Here is a 22,014-nt window from a genome sequence, read left to right as displayed (position 1 = left end):
CGTGCGACATCAAGGACCCGACGCAGAACATCGTGTGGGTCACGCCCGAAGGTGGCGGTGGGCCGAACTATCCGAATATGTGATCCGGCTGCACTGTGATGCAGTAAAAAGAGTAAAAAGCCCCGCGACCGAGCGGGGCTTTTTGTTTCTCGGCGCCTGCGCCATTCGCCGTACGAAAGCGCTACACAGCGTGCTGACTTCAGCGCATCAAGGTGCGCTTGCCGCGATCTTCGGCGTGGCGACGACGACATCGCCACATTGCGCGCGATGCCGCAGCGCGTGATCGATCATCACCAGCGCGAGCATCGCTTCCGCGATCGGCGTCGCGCGGATGCCGACACACGGATCATGACGTCCGAACGTTTCGACGATAGCCGGTTGCCCCGCCTTGTCGATCGAGCGACGCGGCGTACGGATACTCGACGTCGGCTTGATCGCGATCGAAACCGTCACATCCTGCCCGCTCGAAATACCGCCGAGCACGCCGCCGGCGTGATTGCCGACGAAGCCTTCCGGCGTCAGTTCATCTCCATGTACCGAGCCGCGTTGCGCGACGCTCGCGAAACCCGCGCCGATCTCCACACCCTTCACCGCGTTGATGCCCATCATCGCGTGCGCGATATCGGCATCGAAACGGTCGAAGAGCGGCTCGCCGAGCCCCACCGGCACGCCCGATGCCACCACATTGATGCGCGCGCCGATCGAGTCGCCATCCTTGCGAAGCGCGTCCATATATTCTTCGAGCTGCGGGACGATGTCGGCGTTCGGCGCGAAGAACGGGTTCTCCCGCACATGCGACCAGTCGACGAACGGCACGTCGATCTCGCCCAGCGCGCTCATGTAGCCGCGAATTTCGGTACCAAACTTCTCGCGCAGCCATTTCTTCGCGACCGCACCGGCCGCGACGGCCGGTGCCGTCAGACGCGCCGACGAACGGCCGCCGCCGCGATAGTCGCGGATACCGTATTTCTGCCAGTAGGTGTAATCGGCGTGCCCCGGCCGGAACGTATCGGCGATGTTGCCGTAATCCTTGCTGCGCTGGTCCGTGTTGCGGATCAGGAGCGCGATCGGCGCGCCGGTGGTCGTGCCTTCGAAGACGCCCGAGAGAATCTCGACCTTGTCCTCTTCCTGGCGCTGCGTGACATGACGCGACGTGCCCGGCTTGCGGCGATCGAGTTCGAACTGGATATCGGCTTCCGTCAGCGCCATTCCCGGCGGACAGCCATCGATGACACAGCCGATTGCCGGACCGTGCGATTCGCCAAAGGTCGTGACGGTGAAAAGCGTACCAAGGGTATTGCCGGACATGAGCGTCGTCCAAAGAAAGGCGGGGAAGCCGCTATTATGCCAGCCCGTCCGCCTGAACGCGCCCTCCGGCGAGCGGCGCGGGCCCTGTTCGAATGCCCGCCGCCCGCTGGAAACACGCAGCCGGACCTGGCCGCGAGGCACACCCGGCGATCGTGGCGCCGCGGCTATTTACGCGCGCCGCGCAACTCCGTCACGACCTGCTGCAAACCTTCAGGCGTAACGGTTACCGGATCGAGCGGCTCGCCGACCGCGAGCGTCAGACGGCTCATCACGCCTTTGCGGACCGGCCGGGGCAGGTGCGTGGCCTCATGCCGCGAAAACACGCTGCCCCACAGTCCGCGCAACGCCATCGGGATGACCGGAACCGGCGTGCGCTGGATGATTTCGCTCACGCCATGCCGGAACGGATTCAGATCGCCCGTACGCGTCAGCTTGCCTTCGGGAAAGATGCACACCAGATCGCCTTCGGCGAGCGCTTTCGCACAGGTCTCGTAGGCGCGCGTGAGCATCTCCGGGTTCTCGTGCGCGGGTGCGATCGGGATCGCCTTCGCCTGACGAAACAGCCATCCGGCAAACGGCGAGCGAAAAATCCGGTAGTCCATCACGAAACGGATCGGCCGCGGGCTTTCCGCCATGATGACGACCGCATCGAGATAACTCACGTGATTGCACACGAGCACCGCGCCGCCCTCCTCGGGGATACGTTCGGCGTGCACGAGGCGGATGCGATAAAACGTGTGTACCAGCAGCCACGCGATAAAACGCAGCAGAAACTCCGGCACGAGCGAATAGATGTAGGTGGCGACCACGATATTGAGTATCGCCGTCACGAGAAAGATGCCAGGAATGCCGACGCCCGCCGCACTCAGCGCAACCGCCATCAGCGCCGACACGATCATGAACAGCGAATTCAGAATATTGTTCGCCGCGATGATGCGCGCGCGATAGCCGGGCTGGCAGCGGCTCTGGATCAATGCGTAGAGCGGCACGCTGTAGAAACCGCCGAACATCGCGAGCAGGAAAAGATCCGCGAGGATACGCCAGTGCGGCAACAGCGAAAGAAACTCGCCGACGCCCAGCAGATGCGCGGCCGGCGGGATCGCGTGGCTCGTGAAGTAGAGGTCGATGGCGAACACGCTCATGCCGATCGAGCCGAGCGGCACAAGACCGATCTCGATGCGTCGTTTCGACAGCCGTTCGCAGAGCAGCGAGCCGATGCCGATACCGATCGAGAACGTGCCGAGCAACACCGTGACGACATCCGGGTTTGCCGAGAGCACGTCTTTCGCGAAGCTGAAAAACGACGACAGGAACGTGGCGCCGACGAACCACAACCACGAAATGCCGAGCAGGCTCAGGAACACCGTGCGGTCTTCGCGGGCGAGTTTCAGATTGCGCCACGTTTCGCTGACCGGATCCCAGTTGATGGGCAACTCCGGATGCGGCGCGGCCGACTCCGGCACGGCACCCGACACGAGCCGCCCGACCAGTGCAATCGCCACGCAGCCACACGCGAGCACCACGGCACCGTGTTCCACAAAGCCCGCAGCCGCTCCGCCGACGATCGTCCCGATCAGGATCGCGACGAACGTGCCCATCTCGACCATCCCGTTACCGCCGACAAGTTCCTGTTTCGACAGATGCTGCGGCAGATACGCGTATTTCACTGGACCGAACAGCGTGGAATGGACGCCCATCAGGAACGTGCAGACATACAGCAACGCCGCGCTGTGGAACACGAATCCTGCTCCGCCGACCAGCATCACGCCGATCTCGAACGTTTTCACGAAGCGCGTGAGCATCGCCTTGTCGTACTTGTCGGCGATCTGCCCCGAGGTGGCCGAGAACAGCACAAACGGCAGGATGAACACGGCCGAAATCAGAAACGCGGCCGTCTTCGCGTCGACGCCTGAAAACCGCGCGGTCTGAAACGTGACCAGCGACGAGAAGCCGATCTTGAAGACGTTGTCGTTCATCGCACCGAGAAACTGCGTCCAGAAAAACGGCGCGAAACGGCGCTCCCGCAGCAGGCGGAACTGCGATTCGTGCTCCCCGCCAGGACGACTGGCGCGACGGACTCCAGGTAACGGACGATCGTTCATGAAAACGGTAACCAGGACTTGAGGTAAGGGCGACCAGCGGCCTGCGCGGACACAAAAAAAGCGCACGCTTTCGCGCGCGCTTTCTGCTCAGATTCCATTTCTACTGCAGCGACGCATTGAACGCGGACGGCGATCTATATCTATGCCCGCCCGCTGCGGCGAACGCTCAACGCGACTGTTCCTGCTCCTGCTCGGGCCAGTCGCGGATATACGCCTTCAGCATGCGGTTCTCGAAACCCTGTTCCTCGACGACCGCCCGGGCAACGTCATAGAACGAGATCACGCCCATCAGCGTGCGACTTTCGAGCACGGGCAGATAACGAACGTGATGCTCGATCATCATGCGGCGGACTTCGTTCACATCCGTTTCCGGCGTACAGGTAAGCGGATGGTCGTCCATGATCTTGCGGATCGTCGACGTGCCGACGCTGCCGCCATTTTCGCGCAGCGTGAGAATGATTTCGCGGAAGGTCAGCATGCCGACCAGATCGCCGTATTCCATGACGACCAGCGAGCCAATATCGTGCTCGGCCATTGTGTTGACTGCTTCGCTCAGCGCGGTATCGGGCGTGACGGTGAAAAGTGTATTGCCCTTGACCTTGAGGATGTCGCTGACTCGCATGATTGTCTCCTGTAATGCCGTAAAGCCTGACTGACTTTCGATCCTAGCGGAAAGGGGTGCAAAAGGAAAGCGGGCAAACCGCATGCGGACGCGCCCGGGCCCCGGTGATACGATGGCCCCCACTTTCATCCTTCGCCGGGCCACCCGTGGCTCCGCCGCTCACGATGTCCGCCAACCGTTTCGACACGCTTGCGCTGCATGCCGGCGCTGCCCCCGACCCGACGACCGGCGCCCGCGCCACGCCGATCTACCAGACCACCTCGTTTTCGTTCCGCGACGCCGACCACGCCGCATCGCTCTTCAACATGGAGCGCGCCGGCCACGTGTATTCGCGGATGTCGAACCCGACCGTCGCCGTCTTCGAGGAGCGCGTCGCCGCGCTGGAGAACGGTGCCGGCGCGATCGGCACCGCCAGCGGCCAGGCCGCCCTGCACCTTGCGATCGTCACGCTGATGGGCGCTGGCTCCCACATCGTGGCATCCAGCGCGCTTTACGGCGGTTCGCACAACCTGCTGCACTACACGCTCCGGCGTTTCGGCATCGAAACGACGTTCGTCAAACCGGGCGACCTCGACGCCTGGCGCGCCGCGCTGCGTCCCAATACACGGCTGCTGTTCGGCGAAACGCTCGGCAATCCGGGCCTCGACGTGCTGGATATCGCCGCAGTCGCGAGCATTGCCCATGAGCACCGCGTGCCGTTGCTCGTCGATTCGACGTTCACGACACCGTACCTCATCAAGCCGTTCGACCTCGGCGCCGACTTCGTCTACCACTCGGCGACCAAGTTTCTCGGCGGACACGGCACGACGATCGGCGGCGTGCTGGTGGATGGCGGTACATTCGACTTCGAGGCGTCCGGGCGCTTTCCCGAATTTACCGAGCCGTACGAAGGCTTTCACGGCATGGTGTTCGCCGAGGAAAGCACCGTCGCGCCGTTCCTGCTGCGCGCCCGCCGCGAGGGCCTGCGCGACTTCGGCGCGTGCCTGCATCCACAGGCCGCCTGGCAGCTGTTGCAGGGCATCGAGACGCTGCCGCTGCGCATGGAACGCCACGTCGCGAACACGCGCAAGGTGGTCGCGTTTCTGGCCGCCCACGCCGCGGTGCAATCCGTCGCGTATCCGGAACTGGAATCGCATGCCGACCACGCGCTCGCGAAACGTCTTTTGCCGCGTGGCGCGGGCGCGGTATTCAGCTTCAACCTGCGGGGCGACCGCGCCGCTGGGCGCCGGTTCATCGAAACGCTCTCCCTCTTCTCGCACCTCGCGAACGTGGGCGACGCGCGCTCGCTCGTCATCCATCCCGCGTCCACGACGCATTTCCGCATGGACGCCGCCGCGCTTGCCGCAGCCGGGATCGCCGAAGGCACGATCCGGCTGTCGATCGGCCTCGAAGATCCCGACGACCTGATCGACGATCTCAAGCGCGCGCTGAAGGCGTCGCAGAAATCCGCCGGTACAGGCGCGGCGAAAGACACCGCGAAAGGCACTGCAAGCAACGGGGCGGCAACCCCACCCAGGGAAGGCGGCGCGCGCAAGGAGTCCGCATGATTCTCGAGGTTCACGGCCAGCCCGCGTACGCCTACACCGGCGGCAAACCGTTCGATCCGGCGCTCCCAACGGCCGTGTTCATTCACGGCGCCGAACACGACCACAGCGTATGGGCGCTGCAGACCCGCTACTTCGCGCACCACGGCTTCGGCGTGCTCGCGGTCGACCTGCCGGGTCATCACCGCAGCCGCGGGCCCGCGTTGCGCGACATCGGCGCCATGGCCGACTGGCTGGCCGCGCTGCTCGACGCGGCGGGTGTCGCGCGCGCGTTCTGCGCCGGCCACAGCATGGGCTCGCTCATCGCGCTCGATTTCGCCGCGCGCTACCCCAAGCGCGCGACCCATCTCGCGCTGCTCGCCACCGCCGCGCCCATGACTGTTTCCGATACCCTGCTCGACGCGGCGGCGAACCGCGAACCCGACGCCATCGCGATGGTCAACCAGTGGTCGCACTCGACCTTCGCCGCCAAGCCGTCGTGTCCCGGGCCGGGCTTCTGGCTGCACGGCATGAACCAGCGGCTGATGGAGCGCGTCGCCGCCACCGGCGAGCCCCGCCTCTTTCACACGGACTTCAGCGCCTGCAACGCCTGGACGGAAGGCATCGCGCGGGCAGCGCAGGTGCGATGCCCCGTGCGGTTGATTGTCGGGTGGCGCGACGCCATGACGCCGCCACGCGCTTCGCGCACGCTCGCCGACGCGTTTGCGCGCGCCGGTGCCGCCGTCGACACTGTCACGCTGGACGCGGGGCATGCGCTGATGTCCGAGCAGCCGGACGCAACGCTCGACGCCCTGTTCACATTTGCATCCCGCGCCGCGCCGAACCCCTGAACCTGCGCGACAGCCACCACGATAGCGAATCGCAGCGGCGCGCACCATCGGCCGGACGGCCAGGTTGCGCCCTTGATCCGTTAGCAGCACAATGAATTCAGTTGTCCGGCAGCACGTGCATGGCGCACGCGACGTGTAACGGCCGGGCATGGAAGAAACGGAGGCGATGATGGCACACACCACTCATACCGGTCACTTCGCGAGTTTCGCGGAGTTCTATCCGTTCTACCTGGAAGAGCATCGTCACCCGGTATCGCGCCGGCTGCATTTCGTGGGCTCGCTGGGTGTGATCGGCTTTCTTGCGATGGCGCTCGCCACCGGCGGCTGGGTATGGCTGCCGGCCGCCCTCGTCTGCGGCTATGGCTGCGCGTGGATCGGGCATTTCTTCTTCGAGAAGAATCGCCCCGCCACCTTCCGGCATCCGGTTTACAGCCTGATGGGCGACTGGGTGATGTTCAGGGACATCTGCACCGGGAAAATCCCGCTTTAGCGGGATAGCAGAATAATGACGAGCGACGAACCGTTCGGGCCGTAGCCGTAATCGCGACGCTCGTCGAACTACGCCGTCTGATGCGGCATCGCCCGCCGCTGTGCGTCGTCCCCGGCGCTGTCGGACGCGCGTGCGGCGGCCCGCGTCAGCAGCAGCGAAGCAAGCGAAATGTCGAGTTTGTCGTTATCGAGTGCGGCGAGCAGCGATGCGCCATCCACGCGCGTCGAATCGAGATTCAACTGGTACTCCAGTTCCGGGCGGTCGATGACGAACATCGCGAACAGGTGCGCAACGGTAATCTGGTTCGGGTTCGCGAGCAGCAGAAAGTGCGGCTGCGCGCCGTTTTCCTCCAGGTGCGCAACCCACTCGCGGTTTTCGAGTTCTCGCGTGATACGGATGGTCGTATCCATATCGCGACGAAGCATGCGCGCGAGCTGCTGGATCGTGTAGCCCGGCTTGCCGGCTTCACGGGCTTCGGAGAGCCGTGCCAGAAGTTCGAGTCCGTCGAACAGGTCGCTGCCGGGAAACTGCGGCCGGTGGAACTGGCCGGTGCGGATGGCCGGCAACGCCGAGGCGATCATCGCGCCCGCCAGCGTGACGAACCAGCTGAGATACATCCAGAGCAGGAACATCGGCAGCGCGGCGAACGCGCCGTAGACGGCCGTGTACGTTGGAATGCGCCGGATGTAATAGCCAAAGCCGCGTTTCGCGAGTTCGAAGGCGAGTGCGGCGCACAGGCCGCCGACCACCGCGTCGCGCCATTCGACCCGGCAGTTCGGCAGATAGACGTACAGCATCGTGAACGCGAGCGCGGTGAGCGGCAACGCCGCACCCGTCAACGCCCATTCGATCACGGTCGGCACGTGCTGCGCGCCGGTGAACGCCATCGACTGCGTGAAGAGATAGGAGGAAATCGACAGGCTGAAGCCGATCAGCAGCGGGCTCAGCGTGAGAATCGCCCAGTAGACCAGCACGCGCTGCGCGAAAGGTCGCGGCTTGCGCACGCGCCAGATCACGTTGAAGGCGGATTCGACCGTCATCATCGTCATCACCGACGTGAGGAACAGGAAGATCATGCCCATCGTCGTCAGGCCTTTAGCCTTCGACGCAAATTCGTTCAGCCAGTTGAAAATCTGGTTGTTGATCTGCGCGGGCATCAGATGGTCGGCGAGAAAATCCTGCAGCGACACCCGGAACGACGCAAAAATCGGAAATGCGGTGAAGAGAGCAAACGCGACCGTCGCGAGCGGGACTATCGCGAGCATCGTGGTGAACGTGAGGCTGCCGGCCACCTGCGGAATACGGTCTTCGCTGCTGCGTTGCGCGGCAAACTGCGCAAGACGCCGGACTACGTCGAGATCGACACGCATTCTGGACAACAAAAGCACCTCCTTCGCCGCGCGAAACCGCCCGCCGCGCAACGTGCGCGCGGACCCAGCCCCTATAATACCCGCTCACCGACGAGGCCTATGAAAGACATTCTTGTGCTCTATTACAGCCGTCACGGCGCCACGCGCGAGCTTGCGCTGGCGATCGCACACGGCATCGACAGCGTGCCGGGCATGCAGGCGCGCGTGCGTACCGTGCCGCCCGTTTCGACCGTCTGCGAGGCGACCCAGCCGGACATTCCCGCCGGGGGCCCGCCGTATGTCGAACTGCGCGATCTCGAGGAATGCGCCGGGCTCGCGCTCGGTTCTCCCACCCGCTTCGGCAACATGGCCGCTTCGCTCAAATATTTCCTCGATGGCACGACACCCCAGTGGCTTTCCGGCGCGCTCGCTGGCAAGCCGGCCTGCGTGTTTACGTCGACGGGCAGCCTGCACGGCGGGCAGGAAACCACGCTGCTTTCCATGATGCTGCCGCTCCTTCACCACGGCATGATGATCCTCGGCATTCCGTACACCGAGAGCACGCTCACCACCACGCAGACCGGCGGCACACCCTACGGCGCGTCGCATTTCGCGCGCGCGGGCTCGGCCGGACAGGGTATTTCCGCCGACGAAAAAACGCTCGCGATCGCGCTGGGCACGCGCGTTGCCCGGGCGGCTTCGATGATGAGCGAGCGGCCATGAACACACCGCATGTGCCGCCCGCGGGCCTCACTCCAGCACCCGAGCCATCGACCGCGCCCGTTAGCGCGCCGCGCGGCTTCGCGCACGGCGCCTCGGTGACGCTGATCGCGCTGATCGTGTTGTCGATCGCGTGGGAATGGTGGCTTGCGCCGCTGCGTCCAGGCGGCTCGGCGCTCGTGCTGAAGGCCGTGCCGCTGTGTTTCGCGCTGGGCGGCGTGCTGCGCCATCGCGTGTACACCTTGCAATGGGCTTCGATGCTGGTGCTGCCTTATCTCGCGGAAGGCATCGTGCGCGGCATGACCGATGCGGGCCTGAGCGCACGGCTCGGCTGGTTCGAAACGGTGCTCGCGGGCGTTTTCTTTGTCTGCGCGCTCGGCTACGTCGCGCCCTACAAACGCGCGGCGAAGCGCGCGAAGAAAGCCGCCGTATGAACAGCCGTAATGCGCACGCCACGCACGCCACACACGTGGAAAATCGGCTGAAACAGATATGCATGCCGGTCGCATGCATCGCGCACGCAAGACAGGAACCCACGCCCGAAGCCCGCAATACACACTGACCGACCATCATGACTCAACCTGCTGAAGCCTCCCGCCATCACACGTTCGTCGACGCATGCCGCGCGGCCATTGGCGCCGCGCACGTCCTGACGGACCCGCACGACACCGCGCCGTACGTCACCGACTGGCGCCGCCGCTACACCGGCGCCACGCTTGCGGTGCTCTGCCCGTCGTCGGCCGGGGAGGTGGCGGCGCTCGTCAGGCTTGCCGTCGAACATCGCATCGTGATCGTCCCGCAAGGCGGCAACACCGGACTCGCCGGCGGCGCAACACCCGACAGCAGCGGCGAGCAGGCCGTGCTGAGCCTGAAGCGCCTGAACCGCATTCGCGATATCGATCCGCACAACAACACGATCACCGTCGAAGCAGGCGTCGTGCTCGCCGACGTCCAGGCCCGCGCGCAGGAAGCCGGCCGTCTGTTTCCGCTCAGCCTCGCGGCGGAAGGCAGCTGCACGATCGGCGGCAATCTCGCGACGAACGCGGGCGGCACTGGCGTCCTGCGTTACGGCAACACGCGCGAACTGTGTCTCGGCCTCGAAATCGTCACGGCGCAAGGTGAACTCTGGGACGGCCTGCGCGGGCTGCGCAAGGACAACACCGGCTACGACCTGCGCGACCTCTTCATCGGTGCCGAAGGCACGCTCGGCATCATCACCGCCGCTGTCATGAAGCTGCATCCGCAACCGGCCGCGCGCGTCACGGCGCTCGCGGCGCTTGCGTCGCCGCATGCGGCACTCGAATTTCTCGCGCTCACGCAGCGCTTTGCCGGACCGCTGCTGACCGGCTTCGAACTGATGTCGGATTTCTGTCTGAAGCTCGTCGGCAAGCATTTCCCGCAGATGCGCTATCCGTTTGCAGAATCGCACGCACAGGCCGTGCTCCTCGAACTGTCGGACAGCGAGAGCGAGGAGCACGCGCGCGCGCTCTTCGAACGGCTGATGGAACACGCGCTCGAAGAAGGCCTCGTCGAGGATGCGGTCGTCGCGGAAAACATCGCCCAGTCGCGGGCGTTCTGGAACCTGCGCGAACATATTCCGCTCGCCCAGGCCGAGGAAGGACTGAACCTCAAGCACGATATCGCCGTGCCGGTTTCGCGCATCGGCCACTTCATCGATGAAACCGGCGCGGCGATCGCCGAGCACGTGCCGGGCGCACGCATGGTGACGTTCGGCCACCTCGGCGACGGCAATCTGCATTACAACGTGCAGGCGCCCGAAGGTGTCGACGCAAAGGCGTTTCTGACGCAGTATCAGACATCGATCGCCCGCATCGTGTACGACAGCGTGCACCGGCATCGCGGCAGCATCAGCGCGGAACACGGCCTCGGGCAGCTGAAAATCGACGAGGCGATGCACTACAAGCAACCCGTCGAGGTTCAGCTGATGCGCACCCTGAAGGCCGCGCTCGATCCGCTCAATCTGATGAACGCCGGCAAGGTGATACGCTGAGGTCCGGCGCATCGATCTTGAAGAAGGAGCCGTGCCTGTGAAGATCCGTGTCCTGTCCGACCTGCATCTCGAAAGCGACGAGCCCGAAGTGATCCCCCATGCGAACGCGGATCTGGTGGTGCTCGCCGGCGACATCCACAATCACGCGCTCGGCCTGCGCTGGGCGGCGGAAACATTCGATGACGCGGTGCCCGTCATCTACGTGCCGGGTAACCACGAGTACTACGACGGCGAGTTCGGCGCGCTGGAGTCGGCCATGCACGACGCGGCGCATGCGGTCGATAACATCCACTTCCTGAATAATGCTTCGCTGGTCGCCCCCGACGGCCGCTGGCGCGTGCTCGGCACCACGTTGTGGACCGACTTCGCGCTCTACGGCACGAGCGACGAGGCGCGCGCGGAGTCGATTGCCGCGGCCGAGCGCGTGATGCTCGACTTCCGCGGACTCATCCAGCTCACCTGGCCAAACGCCCAGGATGCCGGTAACGAAGACGGTAACGCCGCCGGCCCACGCGACTTCACACCCGCCGATTCGCTCGCGCTACACAGGAACGCACGCGCCTGGCTCGAGGCGGAACTGGCGAAGCCGTTTGCCGGCAAGACGATCGTCGTGACCCACCACGCGCCGCACCGGCTCAGTCTCGCCGCCCGTTACGCCGACGACCGCGTGTCGGCCGGCTTCGTCAACGATCTGCCGGAACTCGTCCGGGCACCCGCCGCGCTGTGGATCCACGGGCATACGCATACCGCGTTCGACTACACGGTGAACGGCACGCGCGTGGTGTGCAACCCGCGCGGCTATATCGACCGGCGCACCCGCAAGCTCGAAAACCCCGATTTCGCGTGGGACAAGGTGGTGGAAATCTAGCGCCGCGGTTCCCATGCGTGGTTCTTTCCGACGCTGCCATTGCGGGAACCTGAAACGATGGCGCGCAACGACTGCGTGCCGGCGGGCGAATTCGTGTGGTATCGCGTGGGCGGCGATGTCAACCGCCTGCCTGGCGGCAAACAGCGTCTGATCGAAGTCTTACCGTGACCAGACGTCACGAACGCAGGCGATCCGGTCAGCGAATGTCGGAACGGTCTGAACGAACGGGACGGGACACCTTGAGCGGCACGAGTTGGGGTTGCGGGCGCAGGGTGCGCAGCAGATTGCGCCCGGCGGCGATTCCGATCAGTCCGAGCATGACGGCAATGCCGACGAGCAGATGCGTATCCATGAAATTCCTCTTCGTCCGGTTCAGGTGATGCGATTGATTCGGGTGCTGCGTGTACACATCAGATCGATCGGTGCACCCGCCACACGTTAGCAAATCGATTCGCGCGAAGAAGTAAGGAAGTGTTGCGGTGGGCCACGGGTGTAACAGCGCGCAACCGCATGCGCACGTCCGGCTAGACAGTCACAACGCGGTCACACGCGTAGTCAAGTCCGCGCGAAACGGCGCAACTCGGCCTGATCGGTGGCAAGCGTCGCCGGCAGTTCATCGCGCATGAACTCGACCCACGTGCGGATTTTCGCGTCGAGATACTGGCGCGAGGCGTAGAGCGCGTACACGTTCATTTCCTGCGACGTGTATTCCGGCAGGATCCAGACAAACTCACCGCTACGCAGGCCGCTGATCGCCGAGTAGATCGGAATCAGGCCGATGCCCATGCCTTCGCGCACCGCCACCGCCATCGCTTCGGCGACGTTCACCTGAAACGTCGCCGGACCGAGGAACACGGATTCCTGGCCGTTGGGGCCATCGAAAATCCATTCGTCGGACGGGAAAACCGGCGTCATCATCTGCAGGCAGGTGTGTTTTGCGAGATCGGCCGGCGTTTGCGGAATGCCATTGCGCTCCAGATACGCCGGCGACGCGCAGGCGATGCTGAACGCGCTGCCGAGTCGCTGCGAAACGAGACCGGAATCGGGCAGGCCGGTCGCGAGCGTGAGGGATACGTCGTAGCCTTCGTCGAGCAGGTCAGGCATGCGCGGGGCGAGCGTCAGCTCGACGTGCACATCCGGATATCGCTTCTGATAACGACCGACGGCGGGCACGACGTAGTGCTGGCCGAAGCTCGTCATCCCGTGTATTTTCAGCTTGCCGGACGGACGGGCGTGCGCGTCGCCCGCCTCCGCTTCCGCCTGGTCGACATAAGCGAGAATCTCCTCGCAGCGCTGCAGATAACGCTCGCCCGCTTCGGTCAGCGCGATGCGCCGCGTCGTGCGGTTGAGCAGCCGCGTGCGCAGGTGCGCTTCCAGATCGGACACCGCGCGGGAACAATAGGCCGTGGTGGTATTAAGGTGCTGCGCGGCGCCCGTGAAGCTGCCTGCTTCCACGACCCGGACAAAGACGCGCATGTTTTGAAGCGTATCCATATATCCTTCCTTTAACCCGGTCGATTGTTACATGAATCGCAAGAACGATTATCTCAATTCCCGTAAAAATGCCTTTCACTTTTACGGGTTATTCAGTAATCGCTGAAAAAATATAATGACGCACAGTGTTCTATAGTCATTTGAGGAGCAAATCGTGCAGTCTCCGGTATCGAAATGGATCGTTGCGCTCAGCGTTCTTACGATCTCATTAATAATCACCGGCTGTGCCAATACCGGAGGCATCGCGCCGCAGGCGCAGGGGCTCGATTCATCCACGCTCGACGCCGGCGCGGCGATCCGCACGGCCAACGCGGACGCGAAATGGCCCGACGCCAGGTGGTGGCGCGCCTATAACGATCCGCAACTGAACGCATGGGTGGCCGCCGCGCAGGCAGGCAATCCGACGCTCGCGGTCGCCCAGGCGCGCGTGCTTCAGGCGCGCTCGCTCGCGGGCGTGGTTGCCTCGGCGCTCTCGCCGCAGGTGAAGGGCGATCTGTCGATCCAGCGCCAGCACTGGCCGGACAATGTCTATTACGGTCCGGGCCCGCTCGCCGACGCGAACACCTGGAACAACACCGGCACGATCAGCCTCTCGTACAACCTCGACCTGTGGGGCCACGATCGCAACAACGCCGAACGCGCGCTGGACATGGCGCACGCGTCAGCCGCCGACGCCCGCGCCGCCCAGCTCGAACTCGAAGCGAACGTGGTGCGCACGTACGTGCAGATGTCGATGAATTACGCGCTGCTCGACATCGCGAAATCGACGGTCGACCAGCAGCAGCGCATTCTGGATCTCGCGACGAAGCGCCTGAAAGGCGGCCTCGGCACACAGCTCGAAGTGAGCCAGGCCGAAACGCCGCTGCCGGAATACGAACGTCAGATCGACGCCTACGAAGAAGCGATCGCACTCGGGCGCAACCAGCTCGCCGCACTCGCGGGCAAGGGCCCAGGCGCGGGCGAAGCGATCACGCGCCCGACCATCGGGCTTGCGGCGCCGGTCGGCCTGCCCTCGACGTTGCCGGCCGAACTCATCGGGCACCGGCCGGACGTCGTGGCCGCCCGCTGGACGGTCGCGGCACAGGCGCGCGGCATCGACGTCGCGAAGGCCGACTTCTATCCGAACATCAATCTGCTCGCGTCGGTCGGCGGCTTTGCGGCGGCGGGCCCGATGTTCCAGTTCCTGCACGCGGCGAACGGCGGATGGACGGCCGGCCCCGCGCTGTCGCTGCCGATCTTCGAGGGCGGCCGGCTGCGTGCGCAGCTCGGTGCGGCGTCCGCCGGCTATGACGCAGCCGTCGATCAGTACAACCAGACGATCGTGAGCGCGCTGAAGGATATCGCCGACCAGATCGTGCGCATGAAGTCGCTCGAAACACAGGCGAAGGACGAACAGCGCTCCGTCGATGCCGCGCGCCGGAATTACCAGCTGTCGGCGGAGGGTTACCGGCGCGGCCTGACCGACTACCTGAACGTGCTGATCGCGCAGACGCAACTGCTGCGCGCCCAGGAAGGCGTTGCGCGCGTGCAGGCCGAACGGATCGGCGTGCAGGCTTCGCTCGTGACCGCCCTCGGCGGCGGCGTCATCGAACCGGAAGACGGCCCCGATACCACCGAGACGCTGCCCGCGCACGGACGCGGCAAAACGACGCCGGCACCGGCCACACCGGTTGCATCGACGACACCCGGCGCGGCGACCGCTGCCACGCGGCCGGTCAGCACGGTGTCACCGAAGTAAGCGCGGCGCTCCCATGTCCACACCGCTTTCCTCCGCCCCGTCGCCGCTCGCCGCGTTCTACACGGCCGCTGCCGACTGGGCCCGCACCGACGGCCGCACCTGGATCTACATGTTCAAGGCGATCGCCGCGGCGCTGCTCACGCTCGGCATTGCGATGAAGCTCGACCTGCCCCAGCCGCGCACTGCGATGACGACCGTGTTCGTCGTGATGCAGCCGCAAAGCGGGATGGTGCTCGCGAAAAGCTTCTACCGGATCTGCGGCACGCTCGTCGGGCTTGTCGTGATGCTCGCGCTGCTCGGACTTTTTTCGCAGCAGCCGGAGCTTTTCCTGCTCTCGACCGCGCTCTGGGTCGGCATCTGCACGGCCGGCGCGGCGCGTAACCGCAATTTCCGCTCGTATGGCTTCGTGCTCGCGGGCTACACGGCGGCGCTGATCGGCATTCCGGCCTCGCAGCATCCGGACGGCGCGTTCCTGTCGGCGCTCACGCGGGTGGCCGAGGTCACGCTCGGCATCCTGTGTTCGGGCGCCGTCAGCGCGCTTGTGTTTCCGCAGCATGCGGGCGAACAGATGCGCTCTACCGTGCGCGCACGCTTCAGCGCGTTTGTCGAATACGTGTCCGGCTCGCTGTCCGGCCGCGTGCCGCGCGAGCAGATCGAAGCGACGAACGCGCGCTTCGTCGCCGATATCGTCGGCTTCGAGGCGACCCGCAGCGTCGCAGTGTTCGAAAGCCCGGAATCGCGGATGAAAAGTGGGCGCCTGTCGCGGCTGAACAGCGAGTTCATGACCGCGTCGACACGTTTTCATGCGCTGCATCAGTTGATGAACCGTCTGCACAGGACGGCCGCCGCCGAAACCATCGCCGCGCTCGAACCGTACTTCAAGGAAATCGCGCCGCTGCTCGCGAAATCGGGCGCGGGCGAGCCGGTGCTGACCGCGAGCGACGCCGAGCACGCCGCCGCGCAGCTCGAAGCGTACAAGGCGGCGTTGCCGAAGCGCATCCGTGCGACGCGCGCGGAACTCGAGACGAAACCCGAGTGTCCGCTGCTCGATTTCGACACGGCGAGCGAGCTGCTGTATCGCTTCGTCGACGATCTGCATGCCTACGCCGCGACGTACGCGTCGCTGGCCGTCGATACGCATGAGCGCGAACGCTGGATCGAGCGCTACGAGCCGAAGACCAATCCGGTCGCGGCGGGCATCGCGGGCCTGCGCGCGGTCGTCGTGATGCTGGTGCTCAGCGCGTTCTGGATCGCGACCGCGTGGCCGAGCGGCACGACGCTCGTACTGAATGCGGCGGCGATCTGCGCGCTGGCGTCGTCGTCGCCTTATCCGACGCGCACCGCGTTCCAGATGGCGGCGGGCACCGTGCTCTCGACGGTCATGGGGATGATCGTCATGTTCGGCATCTATCCGCACATCGACGGCTTTCCGCTGCTCGCCCTCACGCTCACGCCGTTCCTGCTGCTGGGCGTGTTCATGACGACGCGGCCGAAGCTGGCCGGCTACGGCGTCGGCTATTGCATTTTCTTCTGCTTCCTGGCGGGGCCGGACAACCTCATCCACTACGACCCGACGAGCTTCATGAACGATGCGCTCGCGCTCGTGATGTCGCTGCTGGTGTCGTCGATTGCGTTCGCGGTGCTGCTGCCGCCGTCGACGCCGTGGCTGCGCAACCGGCTCTTTCACGATCTGCGCCGCCAGGTGCTGCTGAGTTGCCACGGGCGGCTCGCGCGCCTGCGCTCGCGCTTCGAGAGCGGCGCGCGCGACCTGATGTTCCAGATCAACGCGCTCGCCGAGGGCGAGCCCGAACTGAAGCTGAAAACGTTGCGCTGGCTCTTCGCGGTGCTGGAAGTGGGCAACGCGATCATCGATGTGCGCAACGAACTCGCGACACTGCCCGCCGATCCGCGCTACGCCGGATCGACGCCGTGGCGGGTTGCGATCCGCACGATGCGCGACTCGCTCGCGGCGCTCTTCGATCATCCGCGTGCCGACCGCATGGACGAAGCACTGCTCGCCAACGCCGACGCGATCGCGTCGACGCAACTGGTGCTCGCGACGTTCACGCCGCCGCGCGAGGAACGCCACCAGCTGCAACGCATTCTGAGTCATCTGCATTTCATACGTACCGCGCTGCTCGATCCGCAGTCGCCGCTGGAGGCACTGGTGGGCGAGCGCGACGAGACGCTTGAGGGAGAACGCCATGCCGCGTGAAATTTCCGTCCTGGACGCCTATATACCGGCCATCGTGCTGCTGTTCATTGGCGGTGCCGCGATCACGTGGGTGCTGGACCGCGTGATCGCGTGGACGGGTTTGTACAGCATCGTCTGGCATCCATCCTTATTCAGGGCGAGCCTGCTCGTCTGTGTGTGCGGGGTGCTTGGCCTCGCCGTTTATCGTTGATCAGAGTCGAAACATGACCATCCGGAAAATCATTGGCTTTATCGCGACGCTTGCGATCTTTGCAGTCGCGATCTTTATTGGCCGCGCGCTGTGGGTTCACTACATGGACGAACCGTGGACGCGCGACGGCCGTGTGCGCGCCGAAGTGATCAACATCGCGCCGGACGTCTCGGGCGCGGTGGTAGAACTGCCCGTACACGACAACCAGCTCGTCAGGAAGGGCGACCTGCTGATGCAGATCGATCCGTCGCATTACCAGATCGCGGTCGAACAGGCGCAGGCGGCGGTTGCGGCGCGCAAGGCGGAACTGCAGGCACGTCGCGACGATGCGCAGCGGCGGGCGGATCTGGACAGCCTGGTCGTATCGAAGGAAAGCCGCGAAAACGCTTCACATTCCGCAGCGGCGGCAGAAGCGCAGTATCAGCAGGCGGTTGCCGCGCTGGATGCGGCGAAACTGAATCTGGAGCGCACGCGGGTGGTGGCGCCGGTGGATGGATATGTCACGAACCTGTCGGTGTATCGCGGGGATTACGCGACGGCGGGCGCCGCGAAGTTCGCGATCGTCGATAGTCATTCGTTCTGGGTTTATGGGTATTTTGAAGAGACGAAGCTGCCGCGGGTCCGGATCGGCGACAAGGCCGAGATGCGGTTGATGAGTGGTGGCGTGTTGCACGGGCATGTCGAAAGCATTTCCCGCGGGATTTACGATCGCGATAATCCGCAAAGCAGGGAGCTGCTCGCTGATGTGAATCCGACTTTCAACTGGGTTCGGCTGGCACAGCGGGTGCCAGTTCGAATTCGGATTGATCAGGTGCCTGATGGGCTTGTTCTTTCTGCTGGCACTACTTGTACTGTTGTTGTTACGCCTCGTTGAAGCTGGTTTTGTGTTGCCCCTTTGGCGGGGCGGCATTTTGTTTTTCTGGCTTTTTGGCCTTTCCTTGGTTTGCTTTTGGTCTATTAGCGTTGCCCCTGTGCGGGGCGGCACCAATAGACCGACATGAATGCAAGGAAAGGCCAAAAAGCCAACAACAAAAGACCCCTATACCGCCAGCCGGAACTTCCCAACCATTCCTTTAAGCGCCTTCGCCTGATCATCAAGCGACCTTGCGGCAGCAGTAGCCTGCTCCACCAGCGCGGCATTCTGCTGTGTCCCGGAATCCATCTGGGTAACAGCGAGATTGATCTCTTCGATACCGGAGCTCTGCTCGGCGGACGCCGCCGAGATCTCCCCCATGATGTCCGTCACGCGCTTCACCGCCTTCACCACCTCATCCATCGTCTGGCCAGCATCGTGCGCCAGCGTCGATCCATTGCCGACGCGCTCGACCGACGCACTGATCAGCGTCTTGATCTCCTTCGCAGCCGCAGCGGAACGCCCGGCAAGATTTCTAACCTCGCCAGCGACAACCGAAAACCCGCGTCCGTCCTCACCCGCCCGCGCCGCTTCAACCGCCGCGTTCAGCGCGAGAATGTTCGTCTGGAATGCAATGCCCTCGATCACGCCGATGATGTCGCCAATGCTGCGGGCGCTATCGTTGATCGCACTCATCGTCGCGACGACGCGACCCACCACCTCGCCGCCCTTCTCCGCAATCTCCGATGCATTGTTCGCCAGCGTGCTCGCCTGCTTCGCATTGTCCGCGTTCTGACGCACCGTCGACGTCAACTCCTCCATGCTGCTCGCCGTGCGCTCAAGCGCAACCGCCTGCTGCTCGGTGCGGCGCGACAGATCGAGATTGCCCATCGAAATTTCACCCGATGCCGCCGCGATCGCTTCAGCACTCGCCGCAATATCCGCAACCGTCGTCGATAAACCGGTCTGCATGTCGCGTAGCGCGGACAGCATGCTCGACGTGTCCTTGCGCCCCAGCACGATGTGATTCGACAGATCGCCCGCCGCGATGCGGCTCGCGATTTCCTTCGCGTACACCGGCTCGCCACCCAGCTGGCGCGCAAGACGCCGCACCACCCATTCGCTCACGAAAAACGCGAGCACCATCAGCGCAATCGTCATCACGGCCATCATCACGAACGACGAGCGGTAAATGAACGCGGACGCCTCGATGGTCGCTTTCGCAGCCTTGCCGCGCTGGGCAACGAGTTCGTCGACGAGCTTCTCAAGCTTGCCGGTCTCGACCAGCAGCGACACGTCCTGCGTGCCAACCTGCCAGTTCATCTGAGAAAGATCGAGCGGCTGCGCCTTCACGAGCGTCACGAACGCACGCAGGTCGCCACTCCACGTCTTCACGGCGGCCGCGAATTTCTTCTGCTGCGCAACGGCCACGCCGTCCGACGGGTCGACGTACTGCTGCAATGTATTCAGTTCGGTATTGATCGACGAAAGACCCGTCTCGATGTCGCTGCCAAGTTCGTCGCGCTCCTTGCCGGTGGTCGCGGTCAGCAGCATTTTCTGCGCGCGGCTTGCACGCAGCACGTAACCGCGCGCTTCCTCGGCGGCTCGGCTCGCGACGTGACCCTGATCGTAGATCGACCGCGTCGAGCCATTCAGACGGCTGATCTGTGTCAGCGAAAACACGCCGATCGCCATCGTGCCGATCAGCAGCAACGCAAATGCCAGCCGCAGAGTAGCCTTCACCGAAAGCCCCGAAAGACGGCCCGCGCGCTGGCGCGTGTGCGAGGTGCCCTCCGCCCGGCCGCTGTTCGCCCTCAAACCTGCACCCGACTTTGAATCTGCCTGCGCGTCTGGTTGCCTGCCCAGCGAAACTGCTTTCATTCTTTCATTCCCCCGCTTCCGAATGCCGACTGCCGGAAAGGTCCGTTCCGGCATTTCTGCTTGTCTATCCGGGTCTACGGCAACATCCGCTGCGATCTTTAATGCCGCTCAGATGGGCCGCCCCGTGCCACCCGGCCTCGTGAGCCGCGTGTCCGCGCTGGGTTTATACACGTCCAAAAAGTCAGCCGGAAGCATTTGTCGAAATAAAAGCCCACTATTCGGGACGTTTTTGCACCGTTTTGGCGCAATTCGTCGACAAGTCGCTGTCCGATTCGCGACAAATCTTGGCCGGACAATTCTTCCCAGCCAAACTACACTGTCAGCACTAGCAGATAAAAACCGGCAAGAAAATCCCGATAACTGCGTCCTGATGCCGCGGCGCCGGAGACTGCCCCGGTCGCGAGACAATTCTTCCCAGCCCTTTTCGACATTTATGGAAACGAGCCTCGACAAAAGCGCCCTGAGCGCCGCGCCACCTGCTGCCGTCCGGCCGCAGCGCACGATTTACTCCGTGCTCGGCGCAATCAGCTTCACGCATATGCTCAACGACATGATCCAGTCGTTGATCCTCGCCATCTATCCGATGCTAAAGGACAACTTCTCGCTGTCGTTCGGGCAGATCGGTCTCATCACGCTCGTCTACCAGATCACCGCTTCGCTGCTGCAACCGCTCATCGGCAGTTATACCGACAAGCATCCCAAGCCCTATTCGCTGCCGGTCGGCATGGGTTTCACGCTGTCGGGCCTGCTGCTGATGTCGGTCGCGCCGAACTTCGGCGTGCTGCTGATGGCGGCGGCGCTGGTCGGCTGCGGCTCGTCGGTGTTTCACCCGGAATCGTCGCGGGTGGCGCGCATGGCCTCCGGCGGCAAGCACGGCCTCGCGCAGTCGCTGTTCCAGGTCGGCGGGAACGTCGGTTCGTCGCTCGGACCGCTGCTCGCCGCGCTGATCGTGATTCCGCACGGACAGGGCAGCATCGCGTGGTTCTCGGTGGCCGCGCTCGTCGCGATCGCCGTGCTGACGCAGATCGGCCGCTGGTACAAACAGCATCCCGCCACGAAAAGGACGCGCGGCGCGCAGGCCGGCCATCCGACGCTCTCGCGCAACAAGGTGCTGGTGGCGGTGGGCGTGCTCGTGCTGCTCGTGTTCTCGAAGTACTTCTACCTCGCGAGCATCAACAGCTACTTCACGTTCTACCTGATCGACCGTTTCCATCTGCCCATCCAGGCGGCGCAGATCCATCTGTTCGTGTTCCTCGCGGCCGTCGCGGCCGGCACGATGATCGGCGGCCCGATCGGCGACCGGATCGGACGCAAATACGTGATCTGGGTGTCGATTCTCGGCGTCACCCCGTTCACGCTGCTGCTGCCGTACGCGAACCTGTTCTGGACCGGCGTGCTGACCGTCGTGATCGGCATCGTGCTAGCGTCGGCGTTCTCCGCGATCCTCGTGTATGCGCAGGAGCTGATTCCGGGCAAGGTCGGCACGATCGCCGGACTGTTCTTCGGTCTTGCGTTCGGCCTCGGCGGCGTCGGCGCGGCCGTGCTCGGCCAGCTGGCCGACGCGACGAGCATCACGTACGTCTACAAGGTCTGCTCGTTCCTGCCGCTGATCGGCGTGTTGACGGTGTTCCTGCCGAACCTCGAACGCGGGAAAGTCAAGGCCTGAGCGCAGCGCGCCCGTTTCGCCCGCTGTCTTTCGAGGCGCCGCACCGCGGCGCCTTTTCTTTTGGCGGGTCAGATCGCCACTTCCTGGCCCGCTCGTCGGGCCGCCTGCCGGACCCATGAGCGGCGCACAGGAT

20 protein-coding genes are annotated in these 22,014 nt (G+C 64.3%); 13 read left to right on the top strand and 7 right to left on the bottom strand.

Annotation, left to right across the window (positions count from 1 at the left end; translation table 11 throughout):
* Positions 1-83 (top strand): 4Fe-4S dicluster domain-containing protein (locus tag LPA37_RS27930; protein WP_200878033.1); only part of this gene is annotated, 83 nt, incomplete at its 5' end.
* Positions 84-207: 124 nt separating this feature from the next.
* On the opposite strand, the gene aroC is transcribed toward LPA37_RS27930, so the two are convergent.
* The 3 genes from aroC to LPA37_RS24885 all read right to left on the bottom strand — a co-directional run bounded on the left by aroC (position 208) and on the right by LPA37_RS24885 (position 4,032).
* Complete coding sequence (gene aroC, locus LPA37_RS24895; protein WP_229013976.1) at positions 208-1,308, bottom strand: chorismate synthase; 1,101 nt, start codon at positions 1,306-1,308, stop codon at positions 208-210.
* Positions 1,309-1,472: 164 nt separating this feature from the next.
* Positions 1,473-3,410 (bottom strand): MFS transporter, encoded by a 1,938-nt coding sequence (locus LPA37_RS24890; RefSeq protein WP_229013975.1) that lies wholly within the window; start codon positions 3,408-3,410, stop codon positions 1,473-1,475.
* 166 nt (positions 3,411-3,576) lie between these two features.
* On the bottom strand, positions 3,577-4,032 hold the full coding sequence (locus tag LPA37_RS24885) for a CBS domain-containing protein (RefSeq protein ID WP_228975335.1): 456 nt from the start codon (positions 4,030-4,032) through the stop codon (positions 3,577-3,579).
* Between the two features lie 164 nt (positions 4,033-4,196).
* Between LPA37_RS24885 and LPA37_RS24880 the strand changes: the two genes are divergently transcribed.
* The 3 genes from LPA37_RS24880 (at position 4,197) to LPA37_RS24870 (ending at position 6,896) form a co-directional block, all read left to right on the top strand.
* Positions 4,197-5,579 (top strand): O-acetylhomoserine aminocarboxypropyltransferase, encoded by a 1,383-nt coding sequence (locus tag LPA37_RS24880; protein WP_228975339.1) that lies wholly within the window; start codon positions 4,197-4,199, stop codon positions 5,577-5,579.
* Positions 5,576-6,406, top strand: a complete 831-nt coding sequence (locus LPA37_RS24875; RefSeq protein ID WP_229013974.1) for an alpha/beta fold hydrolase — start codon at positions 5,576-5,578, stop codon at positions 6,404-6,406. Before LPA37_RS24880 ends, LPA37_RS24875 begins: the two co-directional genes overlap by 4 nt.
* A gap of 169 nt (positions 6,407-6,575) precedes the next feature.
* Positions 6,576-6,896, top strand: coding sequence for a DUF962 domain-containing protein (locus tag LPA37_RS24870; protein WP_228975690.1), 321 nt, complete (start codon positions 6,576-6,578; stop codon positions 6,894-6,896).
* Between the two features lie 68 nt (positions 6,897-6,964).
* Here the strand turns inward: LPA37_RS24870 and LPA37_RS24865 are convergent, their stop codons facing one another.
* Complete coding sequence (locus LPA37_RS24865) at positions 6,965-8,266, bottom strand: YihY family inner membrane protein (protein ID WP_324251705.1); 1,302 nt, start codon at positions 8,264-8,266, stop codon at positions 6,965-6,967.
* Positions 8,267-8,365: 99 nt separating this feature from the next.
* Here LPA37_RS24865 and wrbA point away from each other — a divergent pair, with 99 nt between their 5' ends.
* The 4 genes from wrbA to LPA37_RS24845 all read left to right on the top strand — a co-directional run bounded on the left by wrbA (position 8,366) and on the right by LPA37_RS24845 (position 11,844).
* Positions 8,366-8,968 (top strand): NAD(P)H:quinone oxidoreductase, encoded by a 603-nt coding sequence (gene wrbA, locus LPA37_RS24860; protein ID WP_228975346.1) that lies wholly within the window; start codon positions 8,366-8,368, stop codon positions 8,966-8,968.
* Complete coding sequence (locus tag LPA37_RS24855; protein WP_228975348.1) at positions 8,965-9,399, top strand: DUF2069 domain-containing protein; 435 nt, start codon at positions 8,965-8,967, stop codon at positions 9,397-9,399. Before wrbA ends, LPA37_RS24855 begins: the two co-directional genes overlap by 4 nt.
* Before the next feature lie 137 nt (positions 9,400-9,536).
* Complete coding sequence (locus LPA37_RS24850; RefSeq protein WP_229013973.1) at positions 9,537-10,976, top strand: FAD-binding oxidoreductase; 1,440 nt, start codon at positions 9,537-9,539, stop codon at positions 10,974-10,976.
* Positions 10,977-11,013: 37 nt separating this feature from the next.
* Positions 11,014-11,844, top strand: coding sequence for a metallophosphoesterase (locus LPA37_RS24845; protein ID WP_228975352.1), 831 nt, complete (start codon positions 11,014-11,016; stop codon positions 11,842-11,844).
* A 196-nt stretch (positions 11,845-12,040) separates the two neighbouring features.
* Here the strand turns inward: LPA37_RS24845 and LPA37_RS24840 are convergent, their stop codons facing one another.
* On the bottom strand, positions 12,041-12,196 hold the full coding sequence (locus LPA37_RS24840; protein WP_228975354.1) for a hypothetical protein: 156 nt from the start codon (positions 12,194-12,196) through the stop codon (positions 12,041-12,043).
* A gap of 203 nt (positions 12,197-12,399) precedes the next feature.
* Complete coding sequence (locus LPA37_RS24835) at positions 12,400-13,338, bottom strand: LysR family transcriptional regulator (RefSeq protein ID WP_228975357.1); 939 nt, start codon at positions 13,336-13,338, stop codon at positions 12,400-12,402.
* Between the two features lie 154 nt (positions 13,339-13,492).
* Between LPA37_RS24835 and LPA37_RS24830 the strand changes: the two genes are divergently transcribed.
* From LPA37_RS24830 to LPA37_RS24815, 4 genes are read left to right on the top strand one after another with little or no spacing between them, the layout of a single operon-like run.
* Positions 13,493-15,076, top strand: a complete 1,584-nt coding sequence (locus LPA37_RS24830) for an efflux transporter outer membrane subunit (RefSeq protein WP_229013972.1) — start codon at positions 13,493-13,495, stop codon at positions 15,074-15,076.
* A 13-nt stretch (positions 15,077-15,089) separates the two neighbouring features.
* Complete coding sequence (locus LPA37_RS24825; RefSeq protein WP_228975359.1) at positions 15,090-17,291, top strand: FUSC family protein; 2,202 nt, start codon at positions 15,090-15,092, stop codon at positions 17,289-17,291.
* Positions 17,281-17,481, top strand: a complete 201-nt coding sequence (locus LPA37_RS24820) for a DUF1656 domain-containing protein (protein WP_228975364.1) — start codon at positions 17,281-17,283, stop codon at positions 17,479-17,481. Before LPA37_RS24825 ends, LPA37_RS24820 begins: the two co-directional genes overlap by 11 nt.
* Before the next feature lie 13 nt (positions 17,482-17,494).
* Entirely contained in the window at positions 17,495-18,355 is an 861-nt protein-coding gene (locus LPA37_RS24815; RefSeq protein WP_229013977.1) for an efflux RND transporter periplasmic adaptor subunit, read from the top strand.
* A 165-nt stretch (positions 18,356-18,520) separates the two neighbouring features.
* Here the strand turns inward: LPA37_RS24815 and LPA37_RS24810 are convergent, their stop codons facing one another.
* On the bottom strand, positions 18,521-20,215 hold the full coding sequence (locus tag LPA37_RS24810) for a methyl-accepting chemotaxis protein (protein ID WP_229013971.1): 1,695 nt from the start codon (positions 20,213-20,215) through the stop codon (positions 18,521-18,523).
* A 433-nt stretch (positions 20,216-20,648) separates the two neighbouring features.
* On the opposite strand from LPA37_RS24810, the gene LPA37_RS24805 reads away from it, so the two are divergent.
* Complete coding sequence (locus LPA37_RS24805) at positions 20,649-21,881, top strand: MFS transporter (RefSeq protein WP_229013970.1); 1,233 nt, start codon at positions 20,649-20,651, stop codon at positions 21,879-21,881.
* The last annotated feature ends 133 nt before the right edge of the window (positions 21,882-22,014 follow it).

This window comes from Paraburkholderia gardini (genome assembly GCF_907164545.1).
In the GTDB taxonomy this organism is placed as follows: Bacteria; Pseudomonadota; Gammaproteobacteria; order Burkholderiales; family Burkholderiaceae; genus Paraburkholderia; species Paraburkholderia gardini.
Note: the sequence above shows the minus strand (reverse complement) of the source record. Positions and strands in the feature narration are given on the sequence as shown.

Coding starts and splice junctions, on each gene's coding strand:
- LPA37_RS24810 (WP_229013971.1), bottom strand. CDS start 20,215: ATGAAAGCAGTTTCGCTGGGCAGGCAACCAGACGCGCAGGCAGATTCA.
- LPA37_RS24815 (WP_229013977.1), top strand. CDS start 17,495: ATGACCATCCGGAAAATCATTGGCTTTATCGCGACGCTTGCGATCTTT.
- aroC (WP_229013976.1), bottom strand. CDS start 1,308: ATGTCCGGCAATACCCTTGGTACGCTTTTCACCGTCACGACCTTTGGC.
- LPA37_RS24865 (WP_324251705.1), bottom strand. CDS start 8,266: ATGCGTGTCGATCTCGACGTAGTCCGGCGTCTTGCGCAGTTTGCCGCG.
- LPA37_RS24820 (WP_228975364.1), top strand. CDS start 17,281: ATGCCGCGTGAAATTTCCGTCCTGGACGCCTATATACCGGCCATCGTG.
- LPA37_RS24805 (WP_229013970.1), top strand. CDS start 20,649: ATGGAAACGAGCCTCGACAAAAGCGCCCTGAGCGCCGCGCCACCTGCT.
- wrbA (WP_228975346.1), top strand. CDS start 8,366: ATGAAAGACATTCTTGTGCTCTATTACAGCCGTCACGGCGCCACGCGC.
- LPA37_RS24875 (WP_229013974.1), top strand. CDS start 5,576: ATGATTCTCGAGGTTCACGGCCAGCCCGCGTACGCCTACACCGGCGGC.
- LPA37_RS24870 (WP_228975690.1), top strand. CDS start 6,576: ATGGCACACACCACTCATACCGGTCACTTCGCGAGTTTCGCGGAGTTC.
- LPA37_RS24825 (WP_228975359.1), top strand. CDS start 15,090: ATGTCCACACCGCTTTCCTCCGCCCCGTCGCCGCTCGCCGCGTTCTAC.
- LPA37_RS24835 (WP_228975357.1), bottom strand. CDS start 13,338: ATGGATACGCTTCAAAACATGCGCGTCTTTGTCCGGGTCGTGGAAGCA.
- LPA37_RS24885 (WP_228975335.1), bottom strand. CDS start 4,032: ATGCGAGTCAGCGACATCCTCAAGGTCAAGGGCAATACACTTTTCACC.
- LPA37_RS24890 (WP_229013975.1), bottom strand. CDS start 3,410: ATGAACGATCGTCCGTTACCTGGAGTCCGTCGCGCCAGTCGTCCTGGC.
- LPA37_RS24850 (WP_229013973.1), top strand. CDS start 9,537: ATGACTCAACCTGCTGAAGCCTCCCGCCATCACACGTTCGTCGACGCA.
- LPA37_RS24855 (WP_228975348.1), top strand. CDS start 8,965: ATGAACACACCGCATGTGCCGCCCGCGGGCCTCACTCCAGCACCCGAG.
- LPA37_RS24880 (WP_228975339.1), top strand. CDS start 4,197: ATGTCCGCCAACCGTTTCGACACGCTTGCGCTGCATGCCGGCGCTGCC.
- LPA37_RS24840 (WP_228975354.1), bottom strand. CDS start 12,196: ATGGATACGCATCTGCTCGTCGGCATTGCCGTCATGCTCGGACTGATC.